The organism is Alkaliphilus peptidifermentans DSM 18978 (assembly GCF_900101495.1).
Lineage (GTDB): Bacteria > Bacillota > Clostridia > Peptostreptococcales > Natronincolaceae > Alkaliphilus_C > Alkaliphilus_C peptidifermentans.
Map to the genome: position 1 here is coordinate 66,301 of NZ_FMUS01000010.1, position 15,533 is coordinate 81,833.

Below are 15,533 nucleotides of genomic sequence, written 5' to 3' on the forward strand. Positions count from 1 at the left end.
TAAATGATATGAAAGATAAATCAGAAACAGTATATCAACGATTAACAGGAAAAGGGATATTCCCCCATCATTTTGCCTTCACTTTATTGATGCCATTTAGAAATATTTTTCTTTCTCCAAAAAAATTAATTAAAAGATTAGAACTCAAAGTCGATTCCAATGTGTTAGAGATAGGACCAGGGCCGGGGTATTTTAGCGTTGATGTTGCAAAGGCAATTCCTTGTGGAAGGCTATATCTCTTTGATATACAAAAGGAAATGTTGGATATAGCAAAGAAAAGATTAGAAAAAAGAAAAATTAGCAATGTTGAGTATCATTTAAGTAATGGATTTGAGTTTCCATATAAAGCAAACCATTTCGATGTTATTTTCATGATCACAGTATTAGGTGAAATTGAAAATAAAGAAGAATATGTAAAAGAAATTCATAGGGTTTTAAGAAAAAATGGAACTATCTCAATATCAGAGCAGTTTGGTGATCCAGACAAAATGACAATTGATGAAATAAATGAATTGTTTGCCAAGAACGACTTTGAGCTTTATAAAAAATATGGTAGTAAAAATAACTTTACAGTGAATTATATTAAACTTTAAAAATAGAGAAAATGTTAAAGGGGAGAAACAAATATGAGTATATATCGAGTGATTAAAAGTAGAAAAACTGATTATGAAAATCCAATAAAGGTGTACGAGGGAGAAAAAGTTATATGTAAAGAAGAATCCAATGAGGCTGGAGACTGGGCTGGTTGGGTTTATTGTAAGAGTGATAATAATGAAGGTTGGATTCCTAAGCAAATAATTAATAAAAGTGGTGATATTGGCTTGGTAGTAGAAGATTATGATGCAACAGAATTTGATGTAGAAGTCGATGAAATCATTATTATGGATAAGATTCTAAATGGCTGGATATGGGGAGCTAAAAAGGATAATCCACTTATAAAAGGGTGGATTCCGCTGAATCATTTAGAGAAAATCTAGTTTCATTAAAATTAGGAAAATTCAAGGAGGTAATATAAAAATTGAGTTTTGATGATTACGCTAAAAATTGGGATACCGAAAAAAGAATTAATAGAGCAAAAATAATTGCAAATGAAATAAGCAAATCAATTGATATAGATAAAAATTCTTCAGCTATGGAGTTCGGTTGTGGAACTGGTCTTGTAAGCTTTAATCTTTATAATAAATTTAAAAAAATCACCCTTATTGATTCATCAAAAGGAATGATTGAGATACTCAACTCTAAAATTGATAAATATAAAATAAATAATATGGTTGCAAAGCATCTAGATATATCTAATCAATTTTTTTTAGATATAAAATTTGATGTTATTTACAGCTCCATGGTATTGCATCATGTATATGATACTGAAGAAATATTAAAAATGTTTTATGAATTGCTTAATAAAGATGGTTACTTGTGCATTGTTGATTTGGATGAAGAAGATGGTAGCTTTCATAAAAAATATCCGGAGTTCGATGGACATAATGGGTTTAATCAAGATAAATTAAAAAGTACTTTATTAAACACTGGGTTTAATAACATAGAATCATATACCTTTTTTTATGATGAAAAAGTTATAGATGGTGAAAGGATTAAATATTCCTTATTCATGATGAAGGCAAGGAAGTAGAAAATAACGATAATAGACTCGAACCGAAATATGGAGGTTAAACCTATGAGGCATATAGAAATTAGCAGACCCAAAATTGAAGACATAGAATTAATTAATGAATTTTTCGAAGTTGTAATTAGAGATACATTTCAAAGAAACGGAATATCAGATTTAGTAGACACAATAAATGAAGAAATTGTAGATAAGCGAAGAATTTTAAATCAGGACTTTAAAAGTGATGGCAATAATAGATATTTCCTTATAGCAAAAGAAGAAGAAAAGATTGTCGGCACAATTGAATATGGGCCATCGAATGAATTACTTATTTCATGCACCAACGGAGAATTGAAAGAGTTAGTAGAGATAGGAACGGTATTCGTACATCCCAATTATCAAAAGAAAGGAATTGGTAGTAGGATGTGGAATTTAATATTTAAAGAATTAGAAAAAAAGGGAATAGAGGAATTTTGCTTCGATAGTGGCTACAAAAGTGCACAGCAAACATGGATTAAAAAGTTTGGTAATCCTCAGTATTTTTTAAAGGATTATTGGGGAGAAGATGCCCACCATATGGTTTGGAGAATAAGCCTAAAGGATGAATCAATTAAGTGGATTTGGACATAGTGCTACTTATAAGGCTATGATAAAAATAATAAAGTCGGTACCCCCTTATACAGAGTAATTTATTTTAAAAAATATCATGGTGTTAGATTGGATAAGTCATAGTAGTGACTATAAAGTAATATTATTTGATCAAGTATTGTAATACTTTAAATAAAGATTAGAAAAGCAGAGCTGCTAATGAGGAGAATTATGAAGAACTCAGAACGAAATAGAATTTATTACTTAGCTTTTATTATAATTGTTATCATTCTAGGGCTAGGTTCAAGATCAGATACTATGCCAAGATGGGTACATATGTATATGGGTGATATTTTATGGGGCCTCATGATTTTTTTGATTATTGGTATGATATTTAAGAAGAAGGGCACCTATTGGATTGGTATTGTAGCTATTGGAGTTACATTTTTCATCGAGATAAGTCAGTTGTATCAAGCTGATTGGATTAATGCAATAAGATACACAAAGCTTGGAGGATTAGTATTAGGCTACGGATTTTTATGGTCAGATTTGTTAGCATATACGATAGGAATTTTAATAGGAGTCATACTAGAAAACAAGTATTAATAATAAAAAGTACATTAGATAAAAAAAGATGTCCTTGAAAATAATAGAATATAGGGTTGAGAATAAAATGAAAATCATTCTTAATATTTAGTCGCGGGAAATTATTTTGATTAAATCAATATCATTTTATAATCTGTAATCATAAATTGTATTGTGATAGAAAAATTTATGAGGTGGTTATAGCCATGAATAGATTCAAAGCAGCTTATTTGGCGATTTCTGTAAGCGTATTTTTAGTGCTTCTCAAAGTTTTTGTTGGATTTGTAACTAATTCTATAAGTATTATCTCAGATGCACTCCACTCTTCAATGGATGTTATAGCATCTACTATAACTTTAGTAGCTATGAACCTTGCAAAAAAACCTGAAGATAAGTGTCATAACTATGGCCATGGTAAATATGAAGATTTAGCAGCAGCAATACAAAGTGTACTAATACTTATAATATCAGTTACAATAATAACTCAAGCTGCTTTGAGAATAGTAAATCAAAATCTAATTACAGAAACATTACCAGGGATTTTTGTAATGATTGTATCAATTACATTGCACTCAATTACAGTATTAATAATGTTAAAATACGCAAAGAAGGAAAACTCTGTTGCTCTTAGAGCAAATGCCCTACATCTACTGGCAGATGTTGTTACTTCAGTGGGAATAATAGTTGGGTTAGTAATCATTCACTTTACAGGACTTAAGATAATTGACCCAATTGTTGCAATCGTAGTTGCCCTTATTATAATAAAGACTGGCTATGACATAGGTAAAGAATCAATAGCGCAGCTATTGGATAAGAGCCTTAGTTTAGAAGAAATGAAGATAATAAAAGAAACATTAGCAAAACATAGCCCACCTGTCTTGGATTATCATCATCTTAGGACTCGAAGAGTAGGTCAAATTAGACAAGTCGATGTTCACTTAATTTTCCCAAATAATTTTAGTCTAATGGATGCCCATGATGTTTCAAGTAATATAGAAAAGGATATTCAACAGAGGATTTCAACTGTTAGGACTACAATTCATTTGGAACCAGAAACACATAATCATTCGTATAAATGGTAAAAAGCCATAGAGATTTTAATATCTTGGCGGAGAGGTGTTTAAGCTTCGAATATATAATGATTGATGAATACCAATGTATAAAATTTATAGAGGAATAGGGAGAGAATATGATTAAAAAAGTTGGTATTAGTTTGACATTTTTTTTATTACTTATTTTTTTTTCAGGATGTAGTACAAGTAATACATTCATTGAGGTTATCAATTATAAATATGTAGAAACCAATGAACCTATTCTACAGTCTGAGATCATAAAGACATGGATTTTTACAGATGAAAAAACAGTAAGTGATATTGTAAGTGCTTTGTCAGATATCAGAAAAGCCAATGTCTTATATGACATTGCCCCACCACCTTATGTCTTTAAAGTTTATATTGATAATGTTCTTTCCAAAGAATATAGCATTTGGTTAGAGGTAACGAAAAGCATTGTATGGTTAGATGGTGATTGGTACCATTTAAGTGAAAAATCGCAAAAAGAGTTGAAAAATATACTTGATTAGACTATAAAATATAATTGAGAATATGTTTATAGATAAGTCAACGTTATATAACAAAGTTTTTACTACTTTTATGGTTCTTTTAAAGGCCTGTTTTATAAAGTGTTTTTTTAAGGGGATGTAGAACTTGGAAAAAAGAAAAAAACTAGCATTAATAATTGGTATAATATTGCTTCTGATTACTGGTTATGGATTAACTTATATCCCTCGAAGCATTATAAATATTAAATCGACTGAAGTTACAAAGCTCACTGTTTTTAATGGCAACTCAGGTAGTCAGATTGAGATAACTAATAGAACTGATATTGACTATATAATCAATAATTTAAATGATGTTCAATTTCAAAAAGGTAAAGTGGCAATTGGTTATATGGGCTATAGTTTCAATACAACTATTTATGATAAAAAAGGAAAGTCAATAAAAAATTTGATTATAAATTCTGAGAAAACAATAAGATATAAAGGGTTTTTCTATGAAGCTAAAACCAATCTAATTGATTATCACTATATTGAAAACCTATTTATTACAAACTGACCCTTTTTTTTATAACTATTATTTTACAACTAGGAGGAGAAATCGTGGAAAGCATAACATATAGAAAATTATCTTTAGAAGAGTGCGAAAAAATAAATGAAATGAATCCATCTCAATATATTGGAAGGGCATGGAGAGAGGTTGAGGGAAAACGCCAATTGATTGAAATTAATTATCTTGATTCAGATTGGCCAAATGGATATCAACACCATTTCAATAATCTAAGAAATACTATTTTAAGTGGTGGGAGTGCAATTGGTGCTTTTAATTGTAGTAATAAACTATTAGGATTTGCTACTGTAAATTGTCTGTTCTTTGGCAAAAGGTATAAATATGTTTTACTTGATCAGCTTTTTATAACACTAGAATATAGAAATAGAGGTATTGGGAAAAAATTATTTATGCATTCGGTTAATGCAGCAAAAGAGTGGAATGCAGATAAGATATATATATGTGCAGGATCGGCTGAGGAGACAATTGCTTTTTATTTAGCCATAGGCTGTAAAGAAGCAGAAGAAATAAATAAAGTGTTTTACGAAAGTGATCCTAGAGATCTTCAGTTAGAATATGTTTTATAACAAAAAGACAGGTATCTAAAAATCTTCTTGAGAGGATATAATGCAAAAAAAACCTAGAATATTAATACTATATCATTCTGGGGCTGGAAGTACTAAAACCCTTGCCGAAATTTTTTATGAAAAGTTAAGCTCATATACTACTGAAATAAGTTCAATCAGTACCAAGTATGATTATAATAAATTAAATGAATATGATTTTATAATTCTTGCTTATCCAACATACCACTGTGAGCCAAGCCTTTCTATGAAAGAATTCATAATGAATATGCCAAAACTTCCACAGGAAAAAAGAGCATTTGTGTTTACCACCTGTGGCTTATATTCTGGAAATTCAGTTAGAAGCTTTATAAAAGAATCTTTCAAAAAAAATTTAGTTACATGTGCCAGCTCTGTCTATAAGGCACCAGCAACGGATGGAGCATTGCTATTACCATTATTTGCCTTTATGTTTAAGTATTAGAAAAATATAGGACTTAAGCTTAAGAGAGATATTAAAAAAGTACATGATATAATAAGTACCGATATTAAAGGCCTCGATTGTCCGGATTTTAAGCTGTACTCATTGTTTAATTACCCCAATAAAGCTTTAGGCAAGGCTTATAAGCATAATATTAAGCTTAAGGAAGGAAAATGTGTGAATTGCATTAAATGTACAGAATTATGTATAAGGGGATGCTGGAGTCGAGACAAAAAATTTCCTAAGTATAGTTCAATTAATTGTGAATACTGTTTTAAGTGTATTCATCATTGTCCCAATAATGCAATAGTTTTAACAATAAAAACAATAAATAAGTTAAAGCTAAATAGTAAATTCTACCACAAACTTAAGGAGAAACTACTAATGGAAATATAATTAAAGTACAAATACAAGTAATTATAAAATAGAATCGAGGATAATAAATGAGAGAATATACGTTAATTAGTGATTATATGAATATTGATAAATATAGAAAGAGCTTTAATAAACTAGCTATGGATACTTTTGGACTTGATTTTGAAGACTGGTATCATAGAGGTCTATTCTATAATAAGTATATGTGCTATTCCTACATAAATGAAGATGAGGTAATAGCAAATGTATCAATTAACAAGATGGACTTAATTGTGGAAGGTCAAAATAAAAAAGCCATTCAAATAGGAACTGTAATGACACATCCAGATTATAGAAATAAAGGTTTATCAGCTTCATTGATGAAGTACATCATAGAAAAATATGAAAAAAATTATGACGTTATATATCTATTTGCCAATAAAGAAGTTTTAAACTTTTATCCTAAGTTCGGCTTTGATAAAGTAATTGAAGCTGCTTATCAGTTAGATGTAGACCAACTACAGAAAAAGGAAACATTAATAAAGAAGCTGGATAAAGATAATGAAGAAGATAGAAAAACCATAGAGAGACTTGGCTCAAATAGACTTCCTATATCCAAGAGGTTAGGCGTATACAATGATATTTGGCCTTTATTTGTTTACTGTCTTTATGAATACAGAAATGATTTATACTACTTAGTTAATGAAGACGTTATATTAATCATGAGAAGAGAGGATAAAAAGCTTAATATATATGATATTTTAAGCTTAAAACCCATTGACTTAGATAGTATTGTTGAGAAGGTTGTAATTCCTGATGATAGAATAGTAGAATTTCATTTTGTACCTGAGTTTAGTAGATATAAATCATCCGAAGCTTTGAAGGAAAGGCCAGACGATACATTATTTGTAATATCTAAAAACACCTCCTTGAAAGAAATACTATTTCCGATGCCATCACGAACATAATGATTATACATCCACTTTACAATCTATAGTTTTCTTGCTAAGAAATAATTAGTAGATTTTTAATGATTTAAATAAAGGAGAAATAGTATGGATAATTGCAGAATTTTAAGAGATGGACATATTCATTCCCCATATTGTCCGCATGGAACAAAGGACCCCTTTGAGCTCTATATAGAAAACTCACTTAAATTAGGTTTGAAGGAAATCACCTTTACAGAGCATATGCCACTACCCGGGAATTTTATGGAGCCAGAATTTCTAAAAGAATGTGCCCCTTCACAAGATGTTATAGAAAATTATATTAAAGAGCTAGAGTCCATAAAAGACAAGTATAAATTCGATATAAAAATTAATATTGGTTTTGAAGTGGATTTTATTGAAGGATATGAAGCTATAATAAAAGATACTTTGAATAGATATGGAGATAAGATAGAGGATAGTATACTTTCTGTTCATTTTATAAAAGTAGAGGATGAATACTACTGCGTTGATGTTAGTCCAGATGAATTTGGAAAGATAGTAAAAAAACTTGGAAGTGTAGAAAAGGTTTATGATAGCTATTACGAAACCCTATTAAAAGCTATAAAGGCTGATTTAGGCCTTTATAAGCCTAAGCGTATAGGGCACCCTACCTTGATTAGAATTTTTAATACAGAATACCCATTTGAATATAAAAACAGAAGGCTACTAGAAGCAATAGTAAAAGAGATGAAAATTAATAATTATGAAGTGGACTTTAATACAGCTGGAATTAGAAAGCCATATTGTAAAGAACCTTATCCTTCTGGTATATTGGCAGAATTAGTCGAGGCTTATGGAATAAATATTGTATTTGGCTCAGATGCACATACTGCGTTGGATGTTGGAAGAGATTTTATTAAATATGCGGGGGAATTAGAATGACAAAATTATTTTTGACTAGACACGGGCAAACTGAGTGGAATCTTGAAGGACGACTACAAGGACATAAAGACTCTAATCTTACGGATGTAGGAGAACAACAAGCAAAATTACTTGGAGAAAGATTAAAGGATATAGAAATTGATGTTATAATATCAAGCTCTAGCGGCAGAGCATATAGAACAGCAGAGTTAATATGTGGGGATAGAGAAATTGACATACTACCCAATGATAATCTTAAGGAGATTAATATTGGCGATTGGGAAGGTCAGTTGGTTGTAGAAGTTGAAGAGCATTCGCCAGATGAGCATCATAATTTTTGGAATCTACCACATCTATACCAGCCAAGTGGTGGTGAAACATTTCAACAACTCCATACTAGAGTAAGTAATGAAATAGAGAAAATAATTACTGAGCACTATGGAAAAAACATTTTAGTTGTTACCCATGGGGTAGTGTTGAAGGCACTTATATCATATTTTGAAAACAAAGAAATTAAAGATTTGTGGTCTGGTGCTTTTATGCATTCAACCTGCTTAAACATAGTGGAGATAGATAATAAAGAAAGAAGATTTCTATTACAGGGAGATATATCCCATTATTCAAGTGATGAGTCAATATAATTGATATCGTAAAAAATTTTGTGGGGGATAGAAATATGATAATTAAAACATTGGTTGAAAATACATTAGAGGCTGGTTTGGACAATCTTAAAACTCAGCATGGGATAAGCTTATACGTAGAAGCAGTAGATAAAAAGATTTTATTTGATGTAGGCCAGGATGAGTTATTTCGTATTAATGCCGAAAAGCTAGATGTTGATATTGCTGACATAGATTATTTAATTATTTCACATGCCCATTATGATCATGCTGGTGGTATAAAGGATTTTCTCGAAAAAAATTCAAAAGGAAAAGTTGTAATGAGCCATAATTCTTTAGGAGATTACTATACAAGAATATTTCCCTTAATATATAAATACATTGGGATTGATAAAGCCTCATATGAAAGACATAAAGACAGATTCGTTATAATAAAAGATAATTGTGAGTTGGTGAATAATATACACATTCTCAATAACACAGAAGATGATGAGGATAGACCTCTTGGGAATAAAAGCTTATACAAGAAAATAGAAGGGAAATATTTAAAGGATGATTTTAATCATGAAATTATATTAGCTATAAAGGAAGAGGATGGATGGGTACTCTTCACAGGCTGCTCTCATTCCGGAATATTAAATATGCTTTACTCCTTCAGAAAAATATTTCCAGAAGATAAAATAAAAGCTTTGATCGGTGGATTTCATTTTATGAATCCAATAACCACAAGGCTGGTAGAATCTAAAGAGACAATTGAGAATATAGGAGAAAAAATTAGAAGCTTTAAAATAGATAGAATTTATACAGGACATTGTACAGGAAAAGAGGCATTGGAAATACTAAGTAGTGATTTGAAGGATTCTTTAGACACTTTTAAAACAGGGAAAGCTATTAAGTTGTAGTTAGGAGTTATAAATTTCTATCAAATGATTCGTTAGGAGAAGGTCATATGAAAAAGAAGGTACAAAAAGTGGTGGCATTCATAGTGATAATGTTTTCAGCTATCTTAGTATTTTCAATTGTAAGTTATTCGCCTGAATATATGTACAGGATACTAAGATATAGAGAATCAGATGTAAATGACTACAATATATTTCCAGAAAGAACTATAGCAAGTAGCGCTAATCCATATTATTATGAGGAAAAAGCTATGGCTTTAGAAGATAAGCTAATTAGTTATACATACAATGGAGAAATTCACGAAAAAGAATTAAAAAAATTTTTAGAAGATACTCAAACAACTTCATTCATTATTATTCATAATGATAAAATAGTATTTGAACAGTATTATAATGAACATAGTCGAGACTCTATAAATACATCCTTCTCTTCTGTAAAGTCAATAGTATCTCTATTAATAGGAATTGCCATTGATGAAGGGTATATAGAAAACGAAAAACAATCTATTGCAGAATACATCCATGAATTCAAAGGCACTCCATTTGCAGATATTACTATAGAAGATTTACTGATGATGAGGTCAAAGATAAGATACAAAGAAGGTTACTTATGGTTTGGAGACGATGCCAAAACATATTATATGCCAAATTTAAGAGAACTGGCAATTAATGATATTAAAATTGACACTGATTATGAAGAAGGTAAATTTCATTACAATAATTTTCATCCATTACTGTTAGGTATAATACTGGAAAGAAGCACAAATCAAAGTGTATCAAGCTTTCTAGAAGGAAAGCTATGGCAGAAGCTTGGAACTGAGTATAATGCATCATGGAGTCTTGACAGTAATGATAGTGGATTTGAAAAAATGGAGAGTGGATTAAATTTTAGAACAATAGACTTTGCAAAAATTGGAAGTATGCTTCTACATATGGGAAAATGGAATGGAGAAGAAATTATAAGTGAAGATTGGATTATCAAATCTACATTTGCAAAATTTCCTTTAAATCAACAAGAGTATAAGAACTCTCTTCTAGAGGATATCGGTGTAGGTTATAAATATATGTGGTATAGCTTTGAAAATAAACGAGGTGGATATGATTATTTTGCAGCAGGAAAATATGAACAATATCTTTATATATCTCCTGATAATAATATCGTTATTGTACGTAATGGTATTGAAGCAGGAAATGTTGATTGGTGGGCTGCTGTATTAGAAGATATTACTAATATTGTTGTTGAATTTCAAGATTAATTTTAATCAGAGATAAGAACAATTCATTGCTGTAAGGAGGTAGGGATAAATGAAGCTAGAATGTCCATATTGTAAAAGTCAACTGGAAGAAGGCTTTATATATAGCTCAGGGTATTCCTTCAAGTGGTATAATGAGGGTATGGGATTCTTTAAAAAATATACAGTTTTTGGAGGAGAAATCTTAAGTGATAGCCCCAAGGTTAAGTGTAATAGATGTAAGGAATGCAAGAAAATTATTATAGACTTAAATACCAACTCAAATACTGATTAATTGACAAAAAACTACTGAGATGAGGCAATGAAAAATGAAATCTATAGTTAATAATCAAATGATTTTAGTAGAAGCTCCCTATAATAAAAAAGGAATACTAAAGAACCTAATGTCATTATACTTACATGATTTATCGATGTATTCAGATAACCTAGATATAAGTGACAATGGATTGTTTATATATGATGGATTTGATATGTTTTGGGACAAGGATGGGTTAACTCCCTTAATAATTTATTATAATGATAAAATTATTGGGTTTATATTACTTACATCATCACCCTACGTACCTAAAGAAGTTGACTACTGTGTTCATGAGCTTTTCATATTACGAAGGTATAGAAAATTAGGAATAGGTACTCTAGCTATTAACAAGGTAATAGAAAAATATAGAGGGAAATACTATATTGTTCAACTAGTAAAAAACAAGCCAGCTGTAGAGTTCTGGAAAAAATATTATAAAATAAACTCAATAAAATATATTGAAAAGGAAATTGTTGAAGAAGGAGATAAATGCATTACTCAATATTTTTCAGTCTGAAGATATTATATAAAATATAGGAGGTAAACATATGAACCTAGAATTACAAAGAGCTAGTATTGAAATGGAAGAGAAATATTATGAATTTATTAACGAATGGAAAACTAATGAAGAAGAAATTATACCTTACGCTGCAAGGCTACTAGATATGGATTATAAAGCTTGGTTAGATTATACCTATAAAATTGAAAATAAAGACACTTGTCCATCCCATTTAGTTCCTGCCCATACGTATTTTTTAATTGATGATAATAAAAGAATTATTGGTGCCATTAATATAAGACATTGCTTAAATGATTATTTATTCAATTATGGTGGGCATATTGGGTACGGTATTCGTCCTTCTGAGCGAAGAAAAGGTTATGCATCAATGATATTATCAATGGCCTTGCCAATAGCAAAGGAACTAGGAATCAATAGAATTTTAGTTACTTGTAACAAGAATAATGTTGCCTCTGCTAAAACTATTATAAATAATGGTGGAGTATTAGAGAATGAAGTCCAGGAAGAAGGAGAGATAACACAAAGATATTGGATAGAGGTATGATTTTATTTTATCCATAGAATTTAACTCATGAAATGCTTTTGTTCATAAATGGGGGAATAGTCAAATGAATACAAGAACTATTAAAATACAAGGTGAAAATGTGAAGGAAATAATTAAATTATTAGACGGTGAGGTTAAAAGCCTTACATATCAACCGGAAGAAAACACATACATTTTTTTCAGCGAAAGATATTATTTTAGAAATAACTCTCAGTTGATGGCGTGCTTAATACTAAATTTTCAAGATGAAAGCCATTGTTCAATCGAAATTGTTACTGGCGGTGGAAGTGCAGGGTTAGCTGGTACAGACTTGGGAGCAGAAGGCAATAGAATAAAAAGAATAAATAAAGATATAGATAATATTTGTAGTAATAAAGGGTGGAAAATGTATTCGGATGATTAAGGGAGTAGTTATGGATACATGTAAATATGGTGTCTGGTTACTCAAATAAAAAACTGCTATACTTATATTAATTAATCCTAAGGGGGTGAATGCCATGCAATCAAAAAAGATTATAATGGTAATACTGCAAAAAATTTTGCAGTCAATAGATGAGGGCGTTCATGTTCTAGATAATGAAGGAAAAACGATACTCTATAACGAAGCCATGGCAGACCTTGAAGGTATGGAAACAGAAGATGTAATGGACAAAGACCTACTTGAGGTATTTACAACCCTTAATCATGAAACAAGTACATTACTAAGGGTATTAAAAACAGAAAAACCAATATATAATCAAAGCCAAACCTACTTGAATAATAAAGGGAAAAAAATAACCACTATAAATACAACAATACCACTATATTATATGAATGATAAAATAGGAGCCTTAGAAATAGCTAAAAATATTACTAAAATGCAAAGCTTATCAGAAGAAATAATGAGGCTTCAACAGCAGTTGATTCCCAATAAAGCCACCAAAAGTGGTGAGATAAAGAAATATACCTTTGAAGATTTAAAGGGTAGAAGTCAATCCTTCTATGATGCATTGAAGGTTGCCAGAAGAGCAGCTAACACATCATCATCGGTATTAATATATGGTGAAACTGGAACGGGTAAAGAATTGTTTGCCCAAAGTATACATTATCAAAGCCCAAGAAGGAATAAGCCCTTCATTGCACAAAATTGTGCTGCCCTTCCAGAAAGTCTTCTAGAGGGTATTTTATTCGGTACAACTAAAGGTAGCTTTACTGGGGCCATTGATCGCCCAGGATTATTTGAACAAGCAAATGGTGGTACTATACTTTTAGATGAAATTAACTCTATGGGCTTACAGCTTCAAGTTAAGCTATTAAGGGTTTTACAGGAAGGATATGTTAGAAGAATAGGTGGATTAAAGGATGTCCCTATAGATGTACGAATTATAGCAACAACAAATGAACCACCTATGGAAACAATTGAAGGAGGGCAATTACGTAAGGATTTATACTATAGATTAAATGTTGTTAATATTCATATACCAGCCTTAAGGGATCGTAAAGATGATATACTTTTCTTAACAGAATTCTTTATTAATAAATATAATCACCAGCTTGATAAGGATGTATGGATGCTATCTGAATCAATGCAAAAGCATTTCAACAATTATATGTGGCCAGGAAATATAAGAGAGTTAGAAAACTTGATTGAAGGTGCAATGAATATAATTCAAGATGAGCATATATTAAAAGAAGAGCATTTTCCACATTATATTTTCGAACACACAAATAAAAGAGAACCTCAAGTTAGAGGCTTCATTGATACGGCAGAGATGGGTCTTAATGAGATGCTGGAAACAGTTGAACAGCAACTTATTGAAGGGAGTCTTAAAAGATTCAACGGGAATATCAGCAAAGCAGCTTCTAACCTGGGTATTAAACGACAGACTCTACAGCATAAATTAAAAAAGTATAAGTTGTAACGCAAATTTATTTGCATTTAACGCAAATTTATTTGCGTTTTTTTAATGTTATTAGCCTAAATATACACTCCATGAATAATTGAGCTGTAAGTATTGAAAAATAACATGTATAACTATGCATATATAGATGTGTGAATATTTTTACAAAGGAGCATGGCTAGTAAGTTAAATCATTAGAAATGTATAAAGTTAGAAGGGAATGAATAATAAAGTAAGTTAATATTATTATTCAATTTTTTATGAAATCTTGGCAAGGTATTTGCAGTGAATGTAAAGGGATAAAATATTAATGAAAAGAATTGGAGGTTTATTCTATGAAAAATATTAAGGTGTCAATTTGGGGTTTTGGTGCAATGGGAAGTGGTATGGCTAAAATGCTTTTAAACAAAAAAGGTGTAGAAATTGTTGGTGTGTGTGATAGAAATGAAGCGAGAATAGGTAAAAGCATGTTTGAAGTATTAGGGATTGAAAAAGGAGATAGACCTGAAGTAATTATTAATCCAAATATTGATGAAGTTTTAACAGAAGGAAGCTGCGATGTTTGTCTTTGTGCAACTGACTCCTTTACAAAAAGTGCATTTCCACGACTTAAGCTGGCCCTAGAGAAAAAAGTAAATGTTATATCAACTGCTGAAGAAATGGCTTATCCAAAGGCTCAAAATCCAGATTTAGCAGCTGAATTAGATAGAATAGCAAAGGAAAATGGTGTATCAATTCTAGGAACGGGTATCAACCCAGGTTTAATAATGGACTTATTAGTAGTGTGTCTAACTGGGTGTATGGTTGATGTTGAACATATAGAAGCAAAGAGGGTAAATAGTTTGTCGCCCTTCGGACCTGCAGTTATGGAAGAGCAAGGAGTAGGTATCACAGTAGAAGAATTCAATAAGGGTGTAGAGGATGGCACATTAGCTGGTCATGTAGGCTTCGCAGAATCAATTGGTATGATTGCAGATGCTATTGGTTGGAAGGTTGATAAATTTGAGCAACAAATGAAACCAATAGTTACAACCATCGACAGAAAATCACCCTATGGATTCGCTGCAGCTGGAAATGTTGCTGGTGTAAATATGACCGCCCAAGGCTTTGTAGATGGTGAAGTTAAATTAGATATGATTCATCCACAACAAATTGAGCCTGAAATGGAAGGTACAGAAACAGGTGACTACATAGTAATTAAGGGAACGCCTTCAATTAACATGGCAAATAAACCTGAGGTTGAAGGTGGACTTGGTACAATTGCTATGTGTGTAAATATGATTCCTCATGTTATTAACGCATCCCCTGGATTAAAAACCATGTTAGATTTACCAGTTCCAAGGGCAATAATGGGAGATATGAGAGATTTTATACAAAGGTAGGGATA

The 15,533-nt window shown here is 30.9% G+C and carries 21 protein-coding genes; all 21 read left to right on the forward strand.

What is annotated here, in order from left to right:
* The first annotated feature begins 8 nt into the window (after positions 1–8).
* The 21 genes from BLP68_RS08820 (at position 9) to ord (ending at position 15,528) form a co-directional block, all read left to right on the forward strand.
* Entirely contained in the window at positions 9–593 is a 585-nt protein-coding gene (locus tag BLP68_RS08820; protein ID WP_091542588.1) for a class I SAM-dependent methyltransferase, read from the forward strand.
* A 33-nt stretch (positions 594–626) separates the two neighbouring features.
* Positions 627–977, forward strand: coding sequence for an SH3 domain-containing protein (locus BLP68_RS08825; protein WP_091542591.1), 351 nt, complete (start codon positions 627–629; stop codon positions 975–977).
* A gap of 41 nt (positions 978–1,018) precedes the next feature.
* Positions 1,019–1,630 (forward strand): class I SAM-dependent methyltransferase, encoded by a 612-nt coding sequence (locus BLP68_RS08830; RefSeq protein WP_091542593.1) that lies wholly within the window; start codon positions 1,019–1,021, stop codon positions 1,628–1,630.
* A 45-nt stretch (positions 1,631–1,675) separates the two neighbouring features.
* A complete protein-coding gene (locus tag BLP68_RS08835; RefSeq protein ID WP_091542594.1) occupies positions 1,676–2,236 on the forward strand; it encodes a GNAT family N-acetyltransferase in 561 nt (186 codons plus the stop codon).
* Between the two features lie 189 nt (positions 2,237–2,425).
* Positions 2,426–2,800, forward strand: coding sequence for a ribosomal maturation YjgA family protein (locus tag BLP68_RS08840; RefSeq protein WP_091542597.1), 375 nt, complete (start codon positions 2,426–2,428; stop codon positions 2,798–2,800).
* 185 nt (positions 2,801–2,985) lie between these two features.
* The gene (locus BLP68_RS08845; RefSeq protein WP_091542599.1) at positions 2,986–3,861 is read left to right on the forward strand and encodes a cation diffusion facilitator family transporter; all 876 of its coding nucleotides are present in this window, start codon (positions 2,986–2,988) and stop codon (positions 3,859–3,861) included.
* Between the two features lie 107 nt (positions 3,862–3,968).
* Entirely contained in the window at positions 3,969–4,361 is a 393-nt protein-coding gene (locus BLP68_RS08850) for a YhfM domain-containing protein (RefSeq protein ID WP_091542601.1), read from the forward strand.
* A gap of 124 nt (positions 4,362–4,485) precedes the next feature.
* Positions 4,486–4,893 carry a hypothetical protein gene (locus BLP68_RS08855; RefSeq protein WP_091542603.1) on the forward strand — a complete coding sequence of 136 codons (408 nt, stop codon included), beginning with the start codon at positions 4,486–4,488 and terminating at the stop codon, positions 4,891–4,893.
* 44 nt (positions 4,894–4,937) lie between these two features.
* The gene (locus tag BLP68_RS08860) at positions 4,938–5,471 is read left to right on the forward strand and encodes a GNAT family N-acetyltransferase (protein ID WP_091542605.1); all 534 of its coding nucleotides are present in this window, start codon (positions 4,938–4,940) and stop codon (positions 5,469–5,471) included.
* A 40-nt stretch (positions 5,472–5,511) separates the two neighbouring features.
* Complete coding sequence (locus BLP68_RS21965) at positions 5,512–5,931, forward strand: flavodoxin family protein (protein WP_207647899.1); 420 nt, start codon at positions 5,512–5,514, stop codon at positions 5,929–5,931.
* Between the two features lie 440 nt (positions 5,932–6,371).
* A complete protein-coding gene (locus tag BLP68_RS08870; RefSeq protein ID WP_091542607.1) occupies positions 6,372–7,250 on the forward strand; it encodes a GNAT family N-acetyltransferase in 879 nt (292 codons plus the stop codon).
* Positions 7,251–7,337: 87 nt separating this feature from the next.
* Positions 7,338–8,153, forward strand: a complete 816-nt coding sequence (gene hisJ, locus BLP68_RS08875) for a histidinol-phosphatase HisJ (protein WP_091542610.1) — start codon at positions 7,338–7,340, stop codon at positions 8,151–8,153.
* Entirely contained in the window at positions 8,150–8,773 is a 624-nt protein-coding gene (locus BLP68_RS08880; RefSeq protein WP_091542613.1) for a histidine phosphatase family protein, read from the forward strand. The genes hisJ and BLP68_RS08880 overlap by 4 nt, the downstream gene beginning before the upstream one ends.
* 35 nt (positions 8,774–8,808) lie before the next feature.
* The gene (locus BLP68_RS08885; protein ID WP_091542615.1) at positions 8,809–9,654 is read left to right on the forward strand and encodes an MBL fold metallo-hydrolase; all 846 of its coding nucleotides are present in this window, start codon (positions 8,809–8,811) and stop codon (positions 9,652–9,654) included.
* Between the two features lie 47 nt (positions 9,655–9,701).
* The gene (locus BLP68_RS08890) at positions 9,702–10,907 is read left to right on the forward strand and encodes a serine hydrolase domain-containing protein (protein WP_091542616.1); all 1,206 of its coding nucleotides are present in this window, start codon (positions 9,702–9,704) and stop codon (positions 10,905–10,907) included.
* Positions 10,908–10,956: 49 nt separating this feature from the next.
* On the forward strand, positions 10,957–11,178 hold the full coding sequence (locus tag BLP68_RS08895; RefSeq protein ID WP_091542619.1) for a PF20097 family protein: 222 nt from the start codon (positions 10,957–10,959) through the stop codon (positions 11,176–11,178).
* 34 nt (positions 11,179–11,212) lie between these two features.
* Positions 11,213–11,719, forward strand: a complete 507-nt coding sequence (locus BLP68_RS08900) for a GNAT family N-acetyltransferase (protein ID WP_091542623.1) — start codon at positions 11,213–11,215, stop codon at positions 11,717–11,719.
* 31 nt (positions 11,720–11,750) lie between these two features.
* Entirely contained in the window at positions 11,751–12,266 is a 516-nt protein-coding gene (locus BLP68_RS08905; protein WP_091542625.1) for a GNAT family N-acetyltransferase, read from the forward strand.
* 64 nt (positions 12,267–12,330) lie between these two features.
* Positions 12,331–12,669: a hypothetical protein gene (locus BLP68_RS08910; RefSeq protein ID WP_091542627.1), complete on the forward strand. Its 339-nt coding sequence runs from the start codon at positions 12,331–12,333 to the stop codon at positions 12,667–12,669.
* A 94-nt stretch (positions 12,670–12,763) separates the two neighbouring features.
* Positions 12,764–14,167, forward strand: coding sequence for a sigma-54 interaction domain-containing protein (locus BLP68_RS08915; protein WP_091542629.1), 1,404 nt, complete (start codon positions 12,764–12,766; stop codon positions 14,165–14,167).
* Positions 14,168–14,481: 314 nt separating this feature from the next.
* On the forward strand, positions 14,482–15,528 hold the full coding sequence (gene ord, locus BLP68_RS08920) for a 2,4-diaminopentanoate dehydrogenase (protein ID WP_091542631.1): 1,047 nt from the start codon (positions 14,482–14,484) through the stop codon (positions 15,526–15,528).
* Positions 15,529–15,533: the final 5 nt, after the last annotated feature.

Coding starts and splice junctions, on each gene's coding strand:
- BLP68_RS08820 (WP_091542588.1), top strand. CDS start 9: ATGAAAGATAAATCAGAAACAGTATATCAACGATTAACAGGAAAAGGG.
- BLP68_RS08825 (WP_091542591.1), top strand. CDS start 627: ATGAGTATATATCGAGTGATTAAAAGTAGAAAAACTGATTATGAAAAT.
- BLP68_RS08835 (WP_091542594.1), top strand. CDS start 1,676: ATGAGGCATATAGAAATTAGCAGACCCAAAATTGAAGACATAGAATTA.
- BLP68_RS08840 (WP_091542597.1), top strand. CDS start 2,426: ATGAAGAACTCAGAACGAAATAGAATTTATTACTTAGCTTTTATTATA.
- BLP68_RS08845 (WP_091542599.1), top strand. CDS start 2,986: ATGAATAGATTCAAAGCAGCTTATTTGGCGATTTCTGTAAGCGTATTT.
- BLP68_RS08850 (WP_091542601.1), top strand. CDS start 3,969: ATGATTAAAAAAGTTGGTATTAGTTTGACATTTTTTTTATTACTTATT.
- BLP68_RS21965 (WP_207647899.1), top strand. CDS start 5,512: ATGCAAAAAAAACCTAGAATATTAATACTATATCATTCTGGGGCTGGA.
- BLP68_RS08870 (WP_091542607.1), top strand. CDS start 6,372: ATGAGAGAATATACGTTAATTAGTGATTATATGAATATTGATAAATAT.
- hisJ (WP_091542610.1), top strand. CDS start 7,338: ATGGATAATTGCAGAATTTTAAGAGATGGACATATTCATTCCCCATAT.
- BLP68_RS08880 (WP_091542613.1), top strand. CDS start 8,150: ATGACAAAATTATTTTTGACTAGACACGGGCAAACTGAGTGGAATCTT.
- BLP68_RS08885 (WP_091542615.1), top strand. CDS start 8,809: ATGATAATTAAAACATTGGTTGAAAATACATTAGAGGCTGGTTTGGAC.
- BLP68_RS08890 (WP_091542616.1), top strand. CDS start 9,702: ATGAAAAAGAAGGTACAAAAAGTGGTGGCATTCATAGTGATAATGTTT.
- BLP68_RS08895 (WP_091542619.1), top strand. CDS start 10,957: ATGAAGCTAGAATGTCCATATTGTAAAAGTCAACTGGAAGAAGGCTTT.
- BLP68_RS08900 (WP_091542623.1), top strand. CDS start 11,213: ATGAAATCTATAGTTAATAATCAAATGATTTTAGTAGAAGCTCCCTAT.
- BLP68_RS08905 (WP_091542625.1), top strand. CDS start 11,751: ATGAACCTAGAATTACAAAGAGCTAGTATTGAAATGGAAGAGAAATAT.
- BLP68_RS08910 (WP_091542627.1), top strand. CDS start 12,331: ATGAATACAAGAACTATTAAAATACAAGGTGAAAATGTGAAGGAAATA.
- BLP68_RS08915 (WP_091542629.1), top strand. CDS start 12,764: ATGCAATCAAAAAAGATTATAATGGTAATACTGCAAAAAATTTTGCAG.
- ord (WP_091542631.1), top strand. CDS start 14,482: ATGAAAAATATTAAGGTGTCAATTTGGGGTTTTGGTGCAATGGGAAGT.